Raw genomic sequence first — 20,983 nt, forward strand, 5'->3', positions numbered from 1 at the left:
GCCTGCTCACCGGGCCACCCCCCGGCCGATGCTGACATGATGTCGGCATGCCCCGACTCGTCGTCGTGACCACCGGCGGGACGATCGCGACCAGCGCCGACGCCGACGGCGTCCTGCGTCCGGTACACGGCGGCGCCGAGCTGGCGGCCGGTCTGGATGCCGAGACCATCGACGTGCTCAACATCGATTCCTCGCGCCTGACGCCGGCCGACTGGCTGCGCATTTCGGCGGCGGTGACGGCGGCAGCGCAGGGTGGCGCCGACGGCATCGTCGTCACCCACGGCACCGACTCGATGGAGGAGACGGCGCTGTGGCTGGCACTGACCTACGGCGGTTCGGTGCCGGTGGTGTTGACCGGGGCGGCGTACTCGGCGGACTCCCCCAATTCCGACGGACCGGGCAATCTGCGCGACGCACTGGCGGTGGCGGGGAGCCCGCAGGCCCGCGCCTTCGGCGTGCTGCTCTGCTTCGCCGGATCGGTGTACGCGCCGCTGGGCACCACCAAGGTCGGCGGTCCCGGTCTGTTCGGCGGCACGCTCATCGGCACGGTGCACGACGGGACGGTGGCGATCAGCGGTTCGGCCGAACGCCCCTTCCTGGGCGAAGTCACCGGGGTGCCGCGGGTGGACATCGTCTCGGCCTACCCGGGCGCCGACGGGGTGGCCGTCGACGCGTTCGTTGCCGCGGGTGCCCGCGGACTGGTGCTGGAGGCCATGGGGGCGGGTAATGCCGGGATCCCGGTGGTGGATGCGGTGGGACGTGCGTGCACCGCCGGGGTGAGCGTGGTGGTGACCACGCGGGTTCCGGCCGGGCGCACCTACGCGGCCTATGGACCCGGCCACGACCTGGTGAGCTCGGGTGCGGTGCTGGTGCCGCGGCTGCGGGCCAGCCAGGCCCGGGTGCTGCTGATGGTGGCGCTCGGTCTGGGGCTACCCGTGGCTGACGTCGTCACCCGCTGGGGCTGACCGGTTCAGTTCCTCGACGTCCGGCGGGCAGGAGCGAAGCGACTCGGGGATGACCGAGTCTGGCCAGTCCAGGCTGTCCACCGGGTTGGCCCGGGTCAGCTCGGCTTCCTCGACGGCGAAGGTGCGCATCAGGCCGGGCCCGCTGCTGCGGGTCTCGAAGCGCACGCTGACCACACCGTGGCCGGCGCCCTGTACCCAGCCGTGGCCGAACTCCGGGTGGCCCACGTCGTCACCGATGCGCCAGCCGCCGGCGTCGGCCTCGGGTTGGGGCACCGGGATGTGAGTGTCGGAGAACTCGGCCTCCTGCTGGTCGAGATCCGGGAACAGCGATTCCTGACGGACGTCGGACAAGCCCGAAAAGCCAACGCCGAGAAGGCGAATGGGGCCGACCTCGCGCGGGTCGAGCAGCAGCCGGCGCGCGGTGGCGGTCAGCGTGCCCATATCGGCGGTGGCATACGGCAGGGTCGCCGAGCGGGTCAGTGTGCTCATGTCGGTCTTCTTGAGCTTGACCGTGACGGTGCGGGCGCCGCGACCGTCACGTTCGAGCCGTTTGTGGGCGTGCTCGGCGATCGGGCCTGCGGCCTCACGGAGTTGCTCGATGGTGGTGAGGTCGACGGCGAAGGTGGACTCGGCGCTGATCTGCTTGGCCTCAGCCCGCTCCATGACCGGACGGTCATCGATACCGCGGGCAAGCCGGTGCAACGCTGGCCCGATGGTGGCACCCAGGATGCTGGCCGCCTCGGCGTCGCTGAGCGCCGCGAGTTGGCCGACGGTCTCGATGCCCAGGCGGTGCAGCTTCTCCTCGGCGACGGGCCCGATCCCCCACAGTCGCCGCACCGGCAGACCGTCGAGCAGCGGGCGTTCCTCGTCGCGGCGGATCACCCGCAGCCCGTCCGGCTTGGCCAACTCGGAGGCGATCTTGGCGATCTGCTTGCCGGATCCGGCACCGACCGAGGCCACCAGCCCGGTCTCCTCCCGCACCCGCCGCCGCAGGTGGACGCAGAACTGCTCGACGTCCTGTGCCGTTGCGCCGACCAGCTCGGCGGGCTCGCCGAACGCCTCGTCGAAAGACAGCTGTTCGAGCACCGGCACCATCGCCCGCACGGTGTCCAGGACGCGGCGGCTGGCCACCCCGTAGACCACGCCGCGTGGCGGCAGCACTACTGCGGAGACGCCGACCATCCGGCGGGCCTGGTGCATCGGCATGGCCGAGCGGGCGCCGAACACCCGCGCCTCATAGCTGGCACCGGCCACCACGCCGCGACCGCCCAGGCCGCCGACCAGCACGGGACGGCCGCGCAAGGTGGGTCGGGTCAGCTGCTCCACGGATGCGAAAAAGGCATCCATGTCGAAATGCAGGACCCACCGCTCCACGGGTCGATGGTATTGCCCGGGCCCGTCAGGCCTTGGCGATCGCCACCCGTACGCCGTCGCCGATCTCGGTGCCGTCGACGGGATCGCCGAACTCGAAGCTGGTGGCCAGGATCTCGCCGGCGATCAGGTCGCTGTGCGTGCGGGCCCAGTCTTCGTGGGCGGGGGGCACTGAGATCACCACACTGATCCGGTCGCTGACCTCCAGGCCGGTGGACTTGCGCAGGTCCTGCAGTTCGCGGATGCGGTCCTTGGCCCAGCCCTCGGCCTCCAACTCCGGAGTGACGGTGCCGTCTAGCACCACCAGTCCGGCGCCGTCCGGCAGCGCCGCCGTCCACTCCGGGTCGGCGGCGACCAGCCGGGAGCTGTACTCCTCGGCGGTGAGCACCACATCCCCGGCACTCAGTGTGCCGTCCGGGTTGAGCACACCCTGGCCGGCCTTGACCGCCTTGATGGCGTCCTGTACGGCCTTGCCCAGCCGCGGACCGGCAGCCCGGGCATTGACGGTCAGCTCGAAGCGGCCGTAGGTCGCGATGTCGTCGGTGAGCTCGACAGCCTTGACGTTGAGCTCGTCGGCGATCAGATCCGCAAAAGGCTCCAAACGCGCCGGATCCTCCACGGCGACAGTCAGTTTCGGCAGCGGCAGCCGGACCCGCAGCTTCTTGGCCTTGCGCAGCGAGGAGCCGGTCGAGCACACCTCGCGGACCTGGTCCATCGCGGCCACCAACTCGGGGTCGGCGGGCACTATCCCGGCTTGCGGCCAGTCCGCCAGGTGCACCGAACGCTCGCCGGTGATGCCCCGCCAGATCACCTCGGTGGCCATCGGCAGCAGCGGCGCAGCCAGCCGGGTGGTCACTTCCAGCACGGTGTGCAGGGTGTCGATGGCGTCGGCGTCCTCCTCCCAGAACCGCGACCGGGACCGCCGGACATACCAGTTGGTCAGCGCTTCGGTGAACTGCCGCAGCTGTTCGCAGGCACCGGAGATGTCGCAGACGTCCATCGCGGCGGTCAGGTCATCGCGGAGCTCGGCGAGCTTGGCCAGGATGTAGCGGTCCAGGACGTGGGTCGAATTCGTGCGCCAGGTACCGACTTTCGGGGCGTAGAGCGACAGGAAGCTGTAGGCGTTCCACAGCGGCAGCAGGACCTGACGTACACCTTCGCGGATGCCCTGCTCGGTGACGATGAGGTTGCCGCCGCGCAGGATCGGCGAAGCCATCAGGAACCAGCGCATGGCATCGGAGCCGTCGCGGTCGAAGACCTCGTTGACGTCGGGATAGTTGCGCAGCGACTTGCTCATCTTCTGGCCGTCGTTGCCGAGCACGATGCCATGGGACACACAGGTTTTGAACGCCGGCCGGTCGAACAGCGCGGTGGCCAAAACGTGCAGCGTGTAGAACCAGCCGCGGGTCTGGCCGATGTACTCGACGATGAAGTCGCCGGGGAAATGACTCGCGAACCAGTCCTCGTTCTCGAATGGGTAGTGCACCTGGGCGTACGGCATGGACCCGGAGTCGAACCACACGTCGAAGACGTCCTCGATGCGCCGCATCGTCGCGCGACCTGTCGGGTCGTCGGGGTTGGGCCGGGTCAGCTCGTCGATGTAGGGCCGGTGCAGGTTGTCCGGGCGCACCCCGAAATCGCGTTCCAACTCGTCGAGACTGCCGTAGACGTCGATCCTCGGGTAGGCCGGATCGTCGGACACCCACACCGGGATCGGCGTGCCCCAGTACCGGTTTCGGGAGATCGACCAGTCCCGGGCGCCGGAGAGCCACTTGCCGAACTGGCCGTCTTTGACGTGTTCGGGATACCAGGTGATCTGCTGGTTGAGCTCGACCATCCGGTCGCGGAACTCGGTGACCTTGACGAACCACGACGACACCGCCCGGTAGATCAGCGGGTTGCGGCACCGCCAGCAGTGCGGATAGGAGTGCTCATACGTCTCGTGCCGGATCAGGACCGGGGTGTTGACGGCTGCGGCAGCCGTACCGTTCTTGAGGTCCCGGATGATCTGCGGGTTGGCGTCGAACACGTGCTGGCCCTGATAGTCGGGCACGGTCGCGTCGAAGCGCCCCTTGGAGTCGACCGGCGTGACGGGCACGATCCCGACGGTGTCGGTGGTGGCTTTGTCGTCCTCGCCGTAGGCGGGTGCCATGTGGACGATGCCGGTGCCGTCCTCGGTGGTGACGAAGTCGCCGCGCAGCACCTGGAAGGCGTTCGCGGAATCGGCGAAGTACGGGAAGGGCGGCAGATAGCGCAGCCCCAGCAACTGTTCGCCGGGCAGGGCCGCAAGGACCTCGGGCTCCTCGCCGAGTTCGCGGGCATACGCCGCCAGCCGGGCCTGCGCCAGAACCAGGCGCCGGTCCTCCACGCGCACAACGGCATACATGACATCGGGGTTGACCGCGACCGCCTGGTTCGATGGCAGGGTCCACGGCGTGGTGGTCCAGACCACCAGGTAGGCGCCGTCAAGATCGGATCCGGGCGCGGTGACCTGGAATCCCACGGTGATCGCCGGGTCCTGCCGGCTCTGGTAGACGTCGTCGTCCATCCGCAGTTCGTGGCTGGACAACGGGGTCTCGTCATTCCAGCAGTACGGCAGGACACGCACCCCCTCGTAGGCCAGGCCCTTGTCCCACAGCTGCTTGAACGCCCAGATGACCGACTCCATGAAGGACAGGTCCAGCGTCTTGTAGTCGTTGTCGAAGTCCACCCAGCGCGCCTGGCGGGTCACGTAGTCGCGCCACTCGTTGGTGTACTTGAGCACCGAGGCGCGGCAGGCATCGTTGAACTTCTCGATGCCCATCTCCTCGATCTGCGCCTTGTCGGTGATGCCGAGCTGACGCTGCACCTCGAGTTCGGCGGGCAGGCCGTGGGTGTCCCAGCCGAACCGGCGTTCCACCTTGTACCCGCGCATGGTGCGGTACCGGGGCACGATGTCCTTGACGTAGCCGGTCAGCAGATGGCCGTAGTGCGGCAGGCCATTGGCGAACGGCGGGCCGTCGTAGAAGACGTACTCCTGCGCATCGTCGCGGTTGGCGATGCTGGCGCGGAAGGTGTCATCAGCAGCCCAGTAGTCCAGGACCTCGCGTTCGAGGGACGGGAAATGGGGCGAACCGCCGACCTTCGGGTAGCCGTTCTCGGTCACGATGTGCGCTCGTCTCCTGTGCCGGATCGTCAGGCACGGGGACGACGACGCGCTGGTGCGCGAGCGCCGCGGTACCACCCCGCTTACCCACGAGTGTGTGGGTCGCTCATTACAGGCTGTGACGGGCCTGCCCGTTCGGTTCTACTGAGCCCAGTGCGCGGGCGGTTCTTCCGAAGGCTCCCCGGTGATGGCCGGATCGGTGCCGTTGCAGGAATTCTAGCGTCGCCTCGGCGGCGCTGACTCACGCGGCCGGGGTGACCTCGGAGGTCAGCCCGATCAGCCCGAGCCGGAACTGCCCGGCGAGCTCCTCGACCGTGCAGGCGTCCAGCCGTCGGCCGTCGTACCACCAGTCCATCTGCAGCACCCCGCCGGACCGGTAGGCCAAGACGCTGAGCGCCGGGCCGTCGGCCAGGTGCAGCGGACCCACAGCAGCGTCCGGCGCCATACCGAGGAAGGAGAACATCACGTCGGCCGGGCCGTGGGTGCCCTGCGGCGCGGCGACCAGCGCCCGGCGCACATCGGCCACCAGGCCGTCGGCGTCGAGACCGGACTCCAGCGCACAGGCGAGCCGCACAGGACTGACCGTCGTCAGGCCGCCGACGGTCACCACGCCGACACCGATGGTCCGGGCGATGGCCCGGCCCAGCGCTGCCAACAGGATCTCTTCGATGCCGACAGCGGATACCTCTAGCGCGCCGTCGAGTTCGTCGGTCAGTTCACGACCCAATGGCGCTGCCATCAGAACCATGTCTTCCGGTCGCGGAAGGCCTGCAATTTCTTCGTCGACTACCCGCACGTTGCTCGACGGGTTGGTCACGGGAGGAGCAACCATGCCCCCACCGTAGCGGTCGATTCCCAAAATTGGGAGACCATTCCCATAACTGTGACGGCTGTGTCAATTAATTGAATTGTCTGCCCCGCAAGGTTGCCAGTACCCATTACCGGGAGTTCGGGTATCGTGATTCCGTGCCCAGGACCGACGAAAACGGCAGACAGCTCAAGGCGCTCCTCGAGTACCTGCTCGACGGTGATGTCGACGCCAAGGACATCTATGACGCGCTGGGTATTTCCAGCTCAACGTATTACCGGCGGATCAAGGAGCACGACTATCCGAACGCTGAAGAGCTGCGTTTCGTGGCAGGGCGTTTCGGCCTGAGCTACCCCGACCTGCAGGTTCGATTCGGCCTCATGACCCGCGAAGAAGTATGGAATTACGTCGAATCTCCCGCATTTACGGTGACGACAATTAATTCACCCACCACTTTGCGCATAGCGCCCAAACTCGCCGAATTGCGGCCTCGACAGGACGCGCCTCCCCTGTAATATTTACTGAGGTTATTCGGGGGTAAAGGTAGTCGGATATGGCTGTTGGTGTTCTCATCGCCATCACCCTCGCGTGTATCGCGTGGAGCCTGTGGATCAGGCGGGTGACGTGGAACTGCCGCTGGGAAGTCGCGGCGACGCTCAACATCGCCTTGCAGGGTGCTGCCGTGGCGCTGATGTCGCCGCTGGCTTCGGAGACCATCGGCCGTCAGCTCTACAACCTCACCGGCAAGTGGAACCTCGAGGACTATCTCGGCCACGACTGCTACATCGTGGCGGCCTCGGCGATCGTCTACAACGCCCTGGGCCGGCTCCAGGAGGACGACGCCTTGCAGTTGGCGTTCAAGCAGTACGTCGAGCGCCCGGCGACCTTGTGCATTCCGCTGCTGCTGGCCACCTTCTCATTCGGCAACGGGGCGGCGATCTATCGGCCCGATTTCTTCCAGGTGCCCACCGATTTCTGGCTCAGCGCCTACTGGCTGCTGCTGTGCGGAACACTCATCTATCTGCTGGTGTACGGGTCACGGGCATTGCTGATCCTGCGGAAGGACCCCCGCTCGCGATTCATCGCCAACGTCTATCTGCTGGCCTCGGCCGCCGGAGTCGTGGCCTGCTCGATCCGGATCATCACGGCCTACGTCACCCCCTTCCAGTCGCTGGAAGGCGGCAAGCTGGTCTGGTTGTTCGCCTGCCTCTGCGGCGCCGGTTTCGCCCTGGCCTCTGCGCATTCCTGGCGGATCAAGATGAAGTGGTTCTCCAAGACGTCGCACTGAGCTGTTGTGATCTAATCGCAGGGGCCGCCGGCCCTGGCTGCGCAGCTCATTCGTCGAAAGTACGGTCAATTGAAATTCGCCGTGGCGGTCCACGGGACGCGGGGGGACATCGAACCCTGCGCCGCGCTCGCCCTTGAACTGGTGCGCCGCGGCCACGAGGTGAGCCTGGCCGTGCCGCCCAACCTCGTCGCCTTCGTGGAAGCGGCCGGCCTGGGACCGGCCCTGCCCTACGGCGTGGACTCGCAGAAGCAGATCGAAGCCGACGTCTTCACCAATTGGTGGAAGGTCGGCAACCCGGTCTCGGTGTTCCGGCAGGCCCGCGACTACATCAGTGACGGCTGGGCGCAGATGAACGAGGCACTCACCACCATCTCCGAGGGGGCCGACCTGATCCTGACCGGCACCACCTATCAGGAGGTCGCCGCCAACGTCGCCGAATACCGGCACCTCCCGCTGGCGGCCCTGCACTACTTCCCGTGCCGCCCCAACAGCCACACCATGCCCATCCCGTTGCCGGCACCGCTGCTCGGGCCGGCCTGGTCGGTGGTCGAGTGGGGGCACTGGCGGCTGTACAAGAAGGCCGAGGACGAGCAGCGTCGCGTCCTGGGACTACCGAAGGCGACCACCCGCGGGGTACGCCGCGTCGTCGAAGGCGGGGCTCTCGAGATCCAGGCCTACGACCCGGTGTTCTTCCCCGGGCTGGCCGAGGAGTGGGCGGGCAAGCGCCCGCTGATCGGGTCGCTGACGATGGCGCTGCCGACCGCTGTCGACGATGCGGTGAGTTCGTGGATCAGTGCCGGGCCGCCGCCGATCTACTTCGGCTGGGGCAGCATGCCCGTCGACTCCCCCGCCGACGCGGTCGCGATGATCACCGAGGTCTGTGCGGAACTCGGCGAACGGGCCCTGATCTGTACGGGCGTCTGGGACGTCGCGGGCATCCCCGACACCGACCAGGTGAAGGTGGTCGCCTCGGTCAACCACTCCGCGGTGTTCCCGCTGTGCCGGGCCATCGTCCACCATGGCGGCGCCGGAACCACATCGGCCAGCGTGCGCTCCGGCGTGCCCACCATCATCCTGTGGGTCGGTGCGGATCAGCCGGTATGGGCAAACCAGGTGTCGCGACTGAAGGTCGGCACCTCACGACGGTTCACCGCGACCACCAAAGACACCCTGCTCAAGGACCTCAGGACCGTTCTCACACCGGAATACGCCGAGCGCGCCCGCGCGGTGGCCGCCCGGATGACCCCGGCCGCGACCAGCGTGACGACGGCCGCCGACCTGCTGGAAGCCGCCGCCCGCAAACACCGCACCGCGTAGTCGGCGAATCGGTCGCCGGGCCCCGGCAAGGTAAAGTCAGCAGCCATGTGGACGACCGTGCTGGTGCTCGCCATCGCGGTCAATTTCGAACCGACCCGCATCGGCCTGATCGCCCTGATGCTGACCAGGCGGCATCCGATCCGCCAGCTGCTGATCTTCCTGCTGAGCGGGTTCACGCTCAGCGCCAGCGTCGGTCTGTTGGTGTTGTTCGTGTTCCACCGCGGCCTGTTCGGGCCGACCAACTTCGACGGCTCCAAGATCCAGATCGGCATCGGCGTGGCCGTGCTGCTGATCGCCGCGATTCTGGCCAGCAATGTCCCGCTCGGCCGGTTCGCCCGTAACCCGCTGGCCCCGCCGGACCCCGCCGAGGACGACGGCTCGGCCGATGCGACCGCGACGACCACCACCGGACGGGTGGCCATCCGCGCGAAGAACATCATCCACGGTGAGTCGCACTGGTTCTCCAGCTTCGCCGGGCTGGGCCTGGCCATGCCGGGCGTGGAGTACATGGCGCTGCTGGCGCTGATCATCGCGTCCAACGAACCGCCCGCGATCCAGGGGCTGGCCTTGTTCGTCTTCTTGTTCCTGGCCAACGCCATCTCGGCGATCCCGCTGGTGAGCTATCTGATCGCCCCGCAGCGGACCGCCGCCTGGGTGCAGTCGTTCAACGCCTGGATCCGGGCCAGGACCCGACGGCAGGTGTCGCTGGTGCTCGGGTTGGTCGGCGCGATCCTCCTGATCGCCGGGATCGTCAGCCTCTGAACTACTCGATGCTGCCGTTGAGCTCGAACTCGGCCAGCGTCTGCGCCGCCATGGCCCGCAACCGCGGCTTGCTGTTCTCCGCGCCGATCTCGTAGGCCTCCACCGAGATCACCACCTTGCCGTTGATCCGCCCCGACACCACGACCAGCTGGCCGTGCGAGCGCTGGATCTCGCGCATCGACACGTGCTGGTCGAGTGCGCGGATCAGGACGTACTCCGCGTCGGTGCCGTCGAGCTGGGCCAGCTGCGGAGGCAGGTCGCCGAGGTTCGAGCAGGACACCGGAAGGTCCTCGGAGTAGGCGAACAGCAACTCGGCCACCCCCTTGACCGCGGGCTTGGGCAGCCACGGCATCAGCGGCAGCAGCTCCAGGGTCGGGTCGGGCTGCGACTTGGCGCTCTCGCGGGCGGTTCGCACCACGGCACGGGCCTCGGTCAGATCGGTGGTCACCTGGGTCGGGTCGACGGTGGCGTTGGCGAAGGCCATCGCCAGTGCCCGGTCGTCATCCAGGCTCTCCCGCAGGTTGATCGCGATCACCAGGGTGACCGCACCGTCGGAGCTGCGACGCCGGCCCAGGTGCTCGGCCATCTTGGCCGCGAACCCGGCCACCAGCGAATAGCTGTTCCCACCAAGGGCTTCCGCGCGGGCGTCCCACTCCTTGGCGTCGACGAAAATGGCGACCGACGGCACCACCACGGTGCTATCAAGGTCGACGCCGGGCTCAGGGGACGGTTGCAGCGCGCGCGAACGGGCGAGTTCCTTGCGCTGGGCGGCAACGAGCTTGGCCGCCTTGACCGCGGTGCGGGCGGTGACCGGGAGGTCCCGGGCGGCCTGGCGCAGGTCGGCTGCCAGAGCCTGGACCGTCGAACGCGACTTGGGCCTCGCATACCCCATATCGCGGACGTTGCCGGTGATGCCCTCGAAGATCGCCAGCAGCGCGCCGACACCGTCACCGATGCAATGCGAGCCCAAGATCGAGATCGCGGTCGAACCGTCGGTCAACGGCTGCACCACCATGTGCCAAGCCGGACCATGCTCGGGATCCATCGGCAGCGTGCCCAGTTCGTCGGCCCAGTCCATCAATTCGCTGCGCGGCCTGGGCTGCTCGGCGAATCGGATCGGGCTCGGCGGGCCCACCGGGTCCACCCAGCGCGGACGGCCGAACGGCAACGGCGACGGCTCGATCAACCGGCCGGCCAGCGATGCACTGAAGTTGTCGTGGAATCTCTTGAGCCCCTCGACGTCCACGGGATGCTCGTAGACCCAGACGCACTGCATCAGCTGACTGCGTCCGGTGGCGCGCATCAGCTCGAACGCGGTCTGGTCGAGGAACTCCAGCCGGTGCTCGGATTGTTCAGCGCCCGCTGCGCGACGCGCGAAAAGCTTTCGCCTGGTCCGTGTTTCAGTCGTCAAGGGTGAACCTCACTCGATCACGCCGGTCAGCTCGAAGTCGGCGAGAGTCTGGGCCACCACGTCACGCAGACGGGCAGTGGTGTTCTCCAGACCAGGCTGGTAAGCCACCACCGCGATGGTCACTTTGTCGCCGACGCGCCCCGACACCAGCGTCAGGATTCCGTGCCGCTTCTGCAGCGCCTCCTCGGTGATGTACCGGTCGACGCCGCGAAGGTTGATGTACTCCGCCGCAGTGCCGTCGATGCGCAGCAGATCCGCCGACAGGTCACCCAGGTTGGAACAGGAGACCGGCAGGTCTTCGGAGAATCCGAAGGTCATGTCCACCGTTTTCGCGAAGGCGCGCTTGGGCAGGAACGGGATCAGCGGAAGCAGCGCCACCATCTCGTCGGGTGTTTCCCGGGCAGTCTTCAGGCCGGTCCGGATGGCGGCCCGGGCACCCGACAGATCTTTCGTCACCGGTGCGGGATCGAAGCTGACGTTGGCGATAGACACCACGTTGCCGCCGGTGTCGTCGTCGCCCTGCCGTTCGTTGACCGGGATCATCAGGGTGACCACACCGTCGGAGGCCCGGACCCGGCCCTGCTGCTCGGCCAGCTTGGCGCAGAACCCGGCCAGCAGCGAATAGGCATTGCCGCCGAGGCTTTCCGCGCGGGTGTCCCAGTCCTTGGCGTCGATGTAGACGGCGACATTGGGAACCTGCACCTGATGACTGCCACCCGCGACGGCCGGCTGCGCGGCCTTCGGCCGCACCAGTTCGTGCCTGCGGGATACCGCCACCTTGGCCGCACGCCTCAGGGTGCGGCCGATCTCCGGCAGGTCGCGGACGGTCTGACGCAGGTCAGCCGCGACGGCCTGACGCCGGGTACGCGAACCGGCGGGCGGGTAACCCAGATCCCGATTCTTGCCGTTGATGGTGTCGATGGCACGGCCGATGAACGCGCCACCGTCGGCGACGCAGTGCGTGGCCACCAGGCTGACCGCGGTCGAGCCGTCGTCGAACCGCTGCACCCCCATCCGCCAGCCCGGACCGCGCTGCGGATCGATCGGCAGTTGCAGGTGTTCGTTCACCCAGGTGAGCAGCTCGGCGCGCGGCCGAATCGAGTCGTCCATATCGATCGGACACTGCGGACCATTGGCCGCCACCCAGCGGTGCCTGCCGAACGGAACCGGTGACGGTTCGACATACCGGGCCACCAGACCCTGGCCGAAGTCGCGGTGGAACTTCCTCAACCCGTCGAGGTCGACGGGATGCTGATAGGTCCAGACGATCTGCATGGCGGCTTCTTCGCCGGTTCCACGCAGCGCCAGGAACAACGCCTGGTCGGTGTAGGGCACGACATTGTCTGACACCCCGGCCACCGGGATCAGACCGTCGCTTTGGGTATGCGCGGAGACGACAGCGACTCGGCGCGACCGTCGGCCACCCGCAGATAGGTGCACTTCATCTGCTCGACGAACTCCGCGATGGACTCCCGGGCGATCGGGTTGTCCGGGTATGCGACGGTGATGATGGTGCCGTTGGCGCGCCGGTTCACCCACATGCCGACCTGGTTGGCGGCACCGAGATCGGTGTAGAGCCGGCCGTTGAGACCGTGCCACTGCGCCATGATCATCGGGTTCAGCGGCGGCAGCCCGACGTCGAGGTAGGACAGCATCGGGACGCCGGGGCCCGGGGTGTGGATCTGCGGCAGCGACTCCGCCAGCTCGAACACCCGCTCGATGGGCACGTTGGCGATCGGCATACCGGAATCGAAGGACTCCTGGGCGGCCTTGGCCACCTCGGCGAACGACCGCGCGGCCACCGGCACCGACAACGGCACCAGCCCGGTGAACCAGCCCGTGGTGACGAACTCCTCGGGCGTGCTGCGGGTGGTGGTCGGGGTGATCACGTAGTAGGTGTCATCCCCGGTGAGCTCGCGGTGCGCGATCGCCGCGCAGGCGAACACGCCGCCGATGAAACGCACCCCGGCCGATGTGCAGGCCGACTCGAACCGATCGGTCTCGTGATCGTCCATCAACTGCACGGTGAGCAGATCACCCGTACACGGTTCCGACGAATCACCAAGGGGCAGAGGGAAAGTCGGCAACGAGCCGCCGGCGTTCTCCAGGAACTCGATCCACTTGCGGACGTCGGGCGAGTCCAGCGTGAGCGTCGAGGTGAACTCGTGCTGACGCACGCAGTAATCGTGGTAGCTGCCGGCGTCCGGCAGCTTGATCGGAGCACCGCCGCCGGCCAGCGCCTCGTAGTTCATGTGCAACTCGACGAACAGCGCCACCATGAACATCGCGTCGGCGTGCAGGTGGTCGATGCTGACGTAGAAGGTGAAGTGGTCGGCCCGCTGGATGACGCCGAACCGGAAGCAGTCCCACTGCAGCGGACTCGGGGTCTCCAGGACGTGCTCACGCCACTGCGCCGCCGTCATCTCACCCTGTTTGGTGGCGACGAACTGGATGTCGGCCGGATTGCTCACCGTGTGCCGGACGACGCTGTCGTCCTCGCCGAACTCGAACCAGCTGTGGTACGTGTCGTGGCGGCGCAGGTAGGAGTTGATGACATAGGTCATCGCCCGGATGTCACACCGGCCCGGCATGTTCCAGGCCGGAATGAGCAGCCGGGCCATCTCCAGCCCGTTCTCGGAGTGCTTCCGGTATGTCCGGATGTGCTGTTCCTGCTGGTAACTGGCAGGCACATCACTGACCGGGGCATCCTGAAGCTTCTTCAGGCACGCCGGAGACGGACTCCACGAGGTAACCGTCCCCGGCGCGTCGACCCAGTCATGGATTGCAGTAAGCGCAACCACTCTGTTGTTCCCCTATTCGCGCCTGTCAGCGGGATGGAGCTGACGAAATCACACCGGCCAACGTCTCGCACAGGCCCTCGGCCAGCGCCCGGACGGTGGTGATGTCCATCGACCGCACTCGGATGCCCGTCTCGGTTTCGATCCGGGTACGCAGTTCGAGGTTGCCCAGCGAATCCAGACCATACTCGGAAATCGGGCGGTCCGGGTCGATCGAGCGACGCAAGATCAAGCTGAGTTGCTCGGAGACCAGGCGACGGACCCGGGTGGGCCACTCGTCGCGCGGCAGCGTGTGCAGCTCGGCGCGGAACGTGCTGGTGTCGGCGGGGCGGTCCGAGCTGGACTGGAACGCCTCGGCGAACGGGCTGCGCGCAGCCAGATCGGTCAGCCACGGGGTGCCGATCAGCGGGGCGTAGCCGCTGTAGGCGCGGTCGTGACGCAGCAGCGCCTCGAAGGCGTGTGCACCCTCTTCCGGGCTGATCATCGCGGTCTCGCCACCGGCGGCCAGATGCTTACCGGCACCGATCTCGTCCCACGCCGCCCACGCGATCGCGGTGGCGGGCAGGCCCTGCGAACGACGCCACTGGGTGAATCCGTCGAGCCAGCTGTTGGCCGCCGCGTAGGCGCCCTGGCCCGGCGAGCCCATCAGGGCCGCCGCCGAGGAGAACGAGCAGAACCAGTCCAGCGGCTGCGCGGTGGTGGCGCGGTGCAGATGCCACGCGCCGTACACCTTGGGAGCCCAGTCCCGGTCCACCAGTTCGTCGGTGATGTTGGTCAGGATCGCGTCCTCGACCACCGCGGCGGCGTGCAGCACGCCGCGCACCGGCAGGCCGGTGGCGGTGGCGGCCGCCACCAGACGGTCGACGGTCTCCGACTGCGCGATGTCACCGGTCACGACCTCGACCTGGGCACCGGCGGCACGCATCCGCGCGATCTCCTCCAGCGCTTCCGGCTTCGGCTGCGACCGCGAGTTCAGCACGATCCGGCCGCAACCGGCCGCAGCCATCTTGGCGCCCAGGAACAAGCCCAGACCGCCGAGACCACCGGTGATGATGTAGGAACCGTCCCGGCGGAAGACCCGGGCCTGCTCGGGCGGCACCACGACGCTGCTGTGGCCGACCTTGGGCACCGACAGCAGCAGCTTGCCGGTGTGCTCGGCGGCACCCATCACGCGGATGGCGGTGGCCGCGTCGGCCAGCGGGTAGTGCGTGGTCTCCGGCTGCGGCAGCACGCCTTCGGCGGTCAGCCGGTACACGGTGTCCAGCAGGTCGCGGATCTGCTCGGGGTGGGTGCTGGCCATCAGGGCCAGGTCCACGCCGTAGAAGGACAGGTTGCGACGGAACGGGAACAGTCCCATCCGGGTGTCGCCGTAGATGTCCTTCTTGCCGATCTCGACGAAGCGGCCACCGAAGGCCAGCAGCTCCACGCCGGCCCGCTGGGAGGCACCGGTCAGCGAGTTGAGCACGATGTCGACGCCGTAGCCGTCGGTGTCCTTACGGATCTGCTCGCCGAACGCCGGGGTGCGCGAGTCGTAGACATGGGTGATGCCCATGGCCCGCAGGATGTCGCGGCGCTCCTCGGTGCCGGCCGTTGCGTAGATCTCGGCGCCGGCGGCCCGGGCGATGGCGATCGCGGCCTGGCCCACGCCACCGGTGGCGGAGTGGATCAGCACCTTGTCGCCGGCCTTGATGTGGGCCAGGTCGTGCAGGCCGTACCAGGCCGTGGCCGACGCGGTGGTCACCGCGGCCGCCTGATCGTCACGCAGACCCGCGGGCAAGGTCACTGCCACGTCGGCGTCGCAGGTGACGAAGGAGCCCCAGCAGCCGTTGGTCGACATGCCACCAACATGGTCACCGACCCGGTGGGTGGTGACCTGCGGACCGACCGCGGTCACCACACCGGCGAAGTCCAGACCCAGCTGGGGCGCCAAGCCCTCGAAGCTCGGGTACCGGCCGAAGGCCAGCAGGACGTCGGCGAAGTTGAGGCTGGACGCGGTGACGGCCACCTCGATCTGGCCCGGTCCGGGCGGGATGCGGTCGAACGCAGCCAGCTCCAGGGTCTCGATGTCACCCGGGGTGCGGATCTGCAGGCGCATGCCGTCGCGGGCATGGTCGACCACGGTGGTGTAGCGCTCATCCGGCCGCAGCGGGCTCGGGTAGAGATGCGCGGTGTACCACTGGCCCTTGCGGAAGGCGGTCTCGTCCTCCTCGCTGCCGGTGAGCAGCTGGCAGGCGATCAGCTTGGCGTCCGACGCGTCATCGACGTCGATCTGGGACGGCCGCAGCTGCGGATGTTCGGCGCCGATCACGCGCAGCAGACCACGAAGGCCGGCCTGCTCGAGGTTGGGCCGCTCGTCCGCCAACACCGTCTGGGCGTTGCGGGTCACGACGTACAGCCGTGGCGCCTCCCCCGCGGTCTCGGCCAGCTCACGGGCGATGCGCACCAGATGGCGCACCTGCTCGCCGCCGCGGTGCGGAAGCTGCTCCTCGGGGCAGCCGTTGCGCGACGGGGTGACCACGACGACGTTGTCGAAACCGCCCTCGGAGAAGTACGAGCCCAGCATCTCCGCGTTGTAGGCGTGGTCGGCGTGCTGCGGCCACGACATGGTGGTGACGTCGGCATCGTTGAGCTTGAGCGCGTCGGTCAGGGCCGAGGCCAGCAGGTCAGCAGCATCAGAGGTGCTGACCACCAGCCACGTCGCCGAGTTGGCGTGGGTGACCTCGGCAAGCTGCTGCTGGCGCCATTCGATGGCCAGCAGGCGCTCGTTGAGCACCCGGTCGCCCTCATGGGCCTCGGACATTCCGCTGCCCATGCGCAGACCCTGGACACCGAACAGCACGGTGCCGTAGTCGTCGAGCAGCTCGATGTCGGCCTCAACGGTCGAGCCGTCCAGCGAGGTCAGGCGGGTCAGGCAGTAACGGGCGTTGCGGGTCGGGCCGAACACCCGCAGCCGGCGCACACCCAGCGGCAGCAGCAGACCACCGGTACCGGAGGACTGCACACCCGGGTGGGCGGCCACCGACTGGAAGCAGGCATCGAGCAGCGCGGGATGCACGCCGTAGGCGGTCTGCTGGTTGCGGATCGAGGACGGCAGGCCGATCTCGGCCAGCACCGTGTCAGCCGACTCGTCACCGGAGTTCACGGCCACCAGGCCGCTGAACGCCGGGCCGAACTGCACGCCGCGGCCGTCGAACCAGGTGCGCACCTCGTTGCCGTCGGCACGGTTGTCGTGGCCGGCGAGCAGTGCGTCCATGTCGTGGGCGGCGGGCTGCTCATCGGCGTCGGCGACGTGCAGGACCGCACTGGCGCGCAGCTCGCGCTCACCGTCGTGGTCGGTCTCGACGAGGAACTCCAGCGCGCCCGGCGTCTGCATCGAGGCCACGGCGCTGACCGGGGTCTCCTCGTTGAGCAGCAGCATCGCGTCGAAGGTCACGTCGCGGACCTCGGAGGCCTCGCCCAGAGCCGTACGGGCAGCGGCCAGAGCCATCTCGCAGTACGCGGCACCCGGCAGGGCCGGGACGTTATTGACCTGATGGTCCACCAGCCACGGGTGCGCACCGGTGCCGACCTCGGCAGCCCAGGCGTGCCGCTCGGGCTCCTCCAGCAGCCGGACATGCGAACCGAGCAGCGGGTGGGCGGCGACCAGGTGGGCACCACGGGCCTGCTGATCGGCACCGTCGGAGACCAGGACCAGGTTGCGATGGGTCCAGGTGGGCAGCGGCGCATCGACCAGGTCACCGGCCGGGTAGAGCACCGAGAAGTCCACCTGCGCGCCGGCGGCGTAGAGGTTGCCGAGGAACTCACCGAGCCCGTGCGGCACCTCCTGGCCGCGACGCATACCGGCGACGGCGGCCACCGAGATGTCGAGCGTGGCGGCGGTCTGGTCGATCGGACGGGTCAGCAGCGGGTGCGGCGCCAGCTCGCCGAACACCCGGAAGCCGTCCTCGAGCGCGGTCTGCACGGCGGCCGAGAAACGCACGGTGTGGCGCAGGTTGTCGACCCAGTAGTCGGCGTCGCAGTACGGCTGCTCGCGCGGGTCGAACGAGGTGGCGGAGTAGTACGGGATCTCCGGGGCCATCGGGGTGATATCGGCCAGCATCTCCGACAGCTCGTCGAGGATCGGCTCGACCTGCGGCGAGTGCGAGGCGACGTCGACGTTGACCTCGCGGGCCATGATCTCGCGGGCCTCCCAGGCCGCGACGATGTCGCGGACGGTCTGGGTGGCGCCACCGATCACGGTGGAGTTCGGGGACGCCACGACGGCGACCACGACGTCTTCGATGCCCTGCTTCTCCAGCTCCTCACGGACCTGCTGGGCGGGCATCTCGACGGATGCCATCGCGCCACCGCCGGCCAGTCGCAGGCACAGCAGCGACCGACGGCAGATGACCTTGACGCCGTCCTCGAGCGACAGTGCGCCGGAGACGACGGCGGCAGCGACCTCACCCAGCGAGTGGCCGATGACGGCGCCCGGCTGCACGCCGTAGGCCTTCATCGTGGCGGCCATCGCGACCTGCATCGCGAAGATGGCCGGCTGCACCTTGTGGATGCCCTCGACGGTCTCGGGGGCGGTGATGGCCTCGGTGACCGAGAATCCGGACTCCGCGGCGATCAGCGGCTCGATCTCGGCGATCTTCGCGGCGAACACGGGCTCGGTGGCCAGCAGGCCGACGCCCATCGACGCCCACTGCGAACCCTGGCCGGAGAAGATCCAGACCGGGCCGCGGTCGTCGTGGCCGACGGCAGCCTGGTAGGGGTCGTCGCCCTTGGCGACCTCACGCAGCCGCTCGACAAGCTCGGCGCGGTCATGCGCGATGACGGCGGTACGCACCGGGCGGTGTCCGCGGCGGCGGGCCAGCGTGTAGGCCAGGTCGCGCAGCGACAGGTCGGCGGCGCTGTTCTCCACCCAGTCGGCGAGGCGCTCGGCAGTGCGGCGCAGCTCCTCAGCGGAGGTGGAGCAGACCGGGAAGACCAGCAGGCCGGCATCGGCGTCGGTCGACGCCCCGGTGCTGCTGGACGCGGTCTCGGGGGCCTGCTCGAGCACGGCGTGGACGTTGGTGCCGGACATGCCGTACGACGACACCGCGGCACGGCGCGGGCCGGCCTCGTCCCGGGTCGGCCAGTCGGTGGTCTCCTCCGGAACGAACAATCCGGTCTCAACCTTGGCCAGATGCTCGGGCAGACGATTGAAATGCAGGTTTTGGGGAACAACACCGTGGTGCACCGACAGCACGGTCTTCATCAGACCCAGCACGCCTGCGGCCGACTCGGCGTGGCCGAAGTTGCTCTTGACCGAGGTCAGAGCGGTCGGGCCGGCGTGGCCGTAGACGGTGGAGATGCTGGTGAACTCTTTGGTGTCGCCGACCGGGGTACCGGTGCCGTGGCCCTCGACCATGCCGACGGTGGCGGGGTCGACGCCGGCAGCGGCCAGCGCGGCCTGGAACACCGAAACCTGCGCCTCGGAGGACGGGGTCAGGATGTTCTCGGTGCGACCGTCCTGGTTGGAGGCGGTGCCCTTGATGACGGCCAGGATGCGGTCGCCGTCGCGCTCGGCGTCGTCGAGACGCTTGAGCAGCACGATGCCGCACCCCTCGGAGCGGACGAAGCCGTCAGCGGCGACGTCGAAGGCGTGGCAGCGACCGGTGGGCGACAGCATGCCCTGGCCTGAGGCCGAGGCGTACAGCCGCTGGTCGAGCATCAGCATCACACCGCCGGCCAGCGCCATGTCGCTCTCGCCCTCGTGCAGGCTGCGGCACGCGGCGTGGACGGCCACCAGGCTCGAGGAGCAGGCGGTGTCCATGGTCAGGGCGGGCCCCTGCAGACCCAGGGCGTGCGAGATGCGGCCGGAGGCCATGCTGAACGGCGTGCCGGTGAAGGCGTAGGCCTGGTCGAAGGAGCCCGCGGCACTGGTGACCATCGCGTAGTCGTCGTGCGACATACCGATGAAGACACCCGTCGAGGTGCCCGACATCTGGGCAGGCGTGTGGCCGGAGTGCTCGACGGCCTCCCATGCGGTCTCCAGCAGCATGCGGTGCTGCGGGTCCATCGCGGTGGCCTCGCGCTCGTTGATGCCGAAGAAGTCCGGATCGAAGCCCGTCACGTCGTCGACGAACGCGCCCCAGCGCGACACCGAGCGGCCGGGCACGCCCGGCTCCGGGTCGAAGTACTCGTCGGCATCCCACCGGTCGGCGGGAATCTCGGTGACGAGGTCGGCGCCCTCCAGTAACGCCTCCCACAGCTTGTGAGGCGAGTCGATCCCTCCGGGCAGCCGGCAGGCCATACCAACGACTGCAACCGGGGTGACAGATGTCTCACGCACGTCCGCTCACACCTCACTCTTCGTCAACTCAGGGCACGGCAGCTTGCCTGATTCTGGTTCGGAACCCTCAAGCGAAGTTGCCAACGTGCTCGGTAGCTTAGCGGCTTTTTCTAACGACTGCGACAAATGTTTTGTGATTTTGATTGGAGATTGGGCAATGTTACCGTGCACGACAAGCCCGACCAGCACCGCAGCGGATATCCGGTAGCTGGGCTTTCCGCAACTCGTAGCGCAAACACCTTCGAAATGCCCGAGTCGATCGCTCGAAAACCCCTGTAGGACAAGGCTTTTCCTGCGGAAACGAGACAGCGGACGGCCTGTGGTCTCACCCGGAGTCGTCCCGAACCGGGCCCTGGACACCGTTGCAGCAGGTTAACTAACGCGATTTGAGCGCTATTCCCCCAAAATGACGGCATAGCAAATAACCGAATCGCCCCGGTTTCGCGCTTTCCGATATTCCGGCCGGACCGCCGCGACGTGGCCACCGAATAACGAGGTTGCGGCACGGATGCGGACACCGTGTGAGGCTCGCCACACGGCTATTCCTGAGAGTTTCCGCTACTGCGACTCAGCTTCCTGTAAGCACACGACCTGGCATTTTGGCTGCAAGCTGTGCAAGATGGCAACTGACCTGAGAGTAGCCTGAGAGTAGCGTCTCAGCAGTTCATTATCGGTGATTCAGGACACATTCAGGAGCATCAGAACACGGTCGTTATCGGATTATTCTGACATTTTCCCAAGAGTCAGCAAACGCCTTTTGCTAAACGACCGGCTATTCGACACTAATTGGCGTACTTGC

Annotated in this window: 12 protein-coding genes; 5 read left to right on the forward strand and 7 right to left on the reverse strand. The window is 67.9% G+C overall.

Features of this window, described 5'->3' with window-relative positions:
- Positions 1-47: 47 nt before the first annotated feature.
- Entirely contained in the window at positions 48-965 is a 918-nt protein-coding gene (locus BN3385_RS21345) for an asparaginase (protein ID WP_059019773.1), read from the forward strand.
- Here BN3385_RS21345 and BN3385_RS21350 read toward each other — a convergent pair.
- The 3 genes from BN3385_RS21350 to BN3385_RS21360 all read right to left on the reverse strand — a co-directional run bounded on the left by BN3385_RS21350 (position 930) and on the right by BN3385_RS21360 (position 6,313).
- Positions 930-2,339 carry a DNA polymerase IV gene (locus tag BN3385_RS21350; protein ID WP_082690581.1) on the reverse strand — a complete coding sequence of 470 codons (1,410 nt, stop codon included), beginning with the start codon at positions 2,337-2,339 and terminating at the stop codon, positions 930-932. The genes BN3385_RS21345 and BN3385_RS21350 overlap by 36 nt on opposite strands.
- Positions 2,340-2,364: 25 nt before the next feature.
- Positions 2,365-5,481 carry an isoleucine--tRNA ligase gene (gene ileS, locus BN3385_RS21355; RefSeq protein ID WP_059019775.1) on the reverse strand — a complete coding sequence of 1,039 codons (3,117 nt, stop codon included), beginning with the start codon at positions 5,479-5,481 and terminating at the stop codon, positions 2,365-2,367.
- Between the two features lie 241 nt (positions 5,482-5,722).
- Complete coding sequence (locus BN3385_RS21360; protein WP_156432841.1) at positions 5,723-6,313, reverse strand: hypothetical protein; 591 nt, start codon at positions 6,311-6,313, stop codon at positions 5,723-5,725.
- Between the two features lie 134 nt (positions 6,314-6,447).
- On the opposite strand from BN3385_RS21360, the gene BN3385_RS21365 reads away from it, so the two are divergent.
- The 4 genes from BN3385_RS21365 (at position 6,448) to BN3385_RS21380 (ending at position 9,656) form a co-directional block, all read left to right on the forward strand.
- The gene (locus tag BN3385_RS21365; RefSeq protein WP_059019778.1) at positions 6,448-6,804 is read left to right on the forward strand and encodes a transcriptional regulator; all 357 of its coding nucleotides are present in this window, start codon (positions 6,448-6,450) and stop codon (positions 6,802-6,804) included.
- Between the two features lie 38 nt (positions 6,805-6,842).
- On the forward strand, positions 6,843-7,577 hold the full coding sequence (locus BN3385_RS21370) for a hypothetical protein (RefSeq protein WP_059019781.1): 735 nt from the start codon (positions 6,843-6,845) through the stop codon (positions 7,575-7,577).
- Between the two features lie 69 nt (positions 7,578-7,646).
- A complete protein-coding gene (locus BN3385_RS21375) occupies positions 7,647-8,894 on the forward strand; it encodes a glycosyltransferase (protein ID WP_059019783.1) in 1,248 nt (415 codons plus the stop codon).
- Between the two features lie 45 nt (positions 8,895-8,939).
- A complete protein-coding gene (locus BN3385_RS21380; RefSeq protein ID WP_059019785.1) occupies positions 8,940-9,656 on the forward strand; it encodes a GAP family protein in 717 nt (238 codons plus the stop codon).
- Position 9,657: 1 nt separating this feature from the next.
- On the opposite strand, the gene BN3385_RS21385 is transcribed toward BN3385_RS21380, so the two are convergent.
- From BN3385_RS21385 to pks2, 4 genes are read right to left on the reverse strand one after another with little or no spacing between them, the layout of a single operon-like run.
- Positions 9,658-11,067: a wax ester/triacylglycerol synthase domain-containing protein gene (locus BN3385_RS21385; RefSeq protein WP_059019787.1), complete on the reverse strand. Its 1,410-nt coding sequence runs from the start codon at positions 11,065-11,067 to the stop codon at positions 9,658-9,660.
- A gap of 9 nt (positions 11,068-11,076) precedes the next feature.
- Positions 11,077-12,417: a WS/DGAT/MGAT family O-acyltransferase gene (locus BN3385_RS21390; RefSeq protein ID WP_059022277.1), complete on the reverse strand. Its 1,341-nt coding sequence runs from the start codon at positions 12,415-12,417 to the stop codon at positions 11,077-11,079.
- A 14-nt stretch (positions 12,418-12,431) separates the two neighbouring features.
- On the reverse strand, positions 12,432-13,868 hold the full coding sequence (locus tag BN3385_RS21395) for a condensation domain-containing protein (RefSeq protein WP_059019789.1): 1,437 nt from the start codon (positions 13,866-13,868) through the stop codon (positions 12,432-12,434).
- Between the two features lie 25 nt (positions 13,869-13,893).
- Entirely contained in the window at positions 13,894-20,184 is a 6,291-nt protein-coding gene (gene pks2 / locus BN3385_RS21400) for a sulfolipid-1 biosynthesis phthioceranic/hydroxyphthioceranic acid synthase (protein ID WP_082690582.1), read from the reverse strand.
- Between the last annotated feature and the right edge of the window lie 799 nt (positions 20,185-20,983).

Source organism: Mycobacterium sp. M26 (assembly GCF_001494595.1).
Classification (GTDB): domain Bacteria; phylum Actinomycetota; class Actinomycetes; order Mycobacteriales; family Mycobacteriaceae; genus Mycobacterium.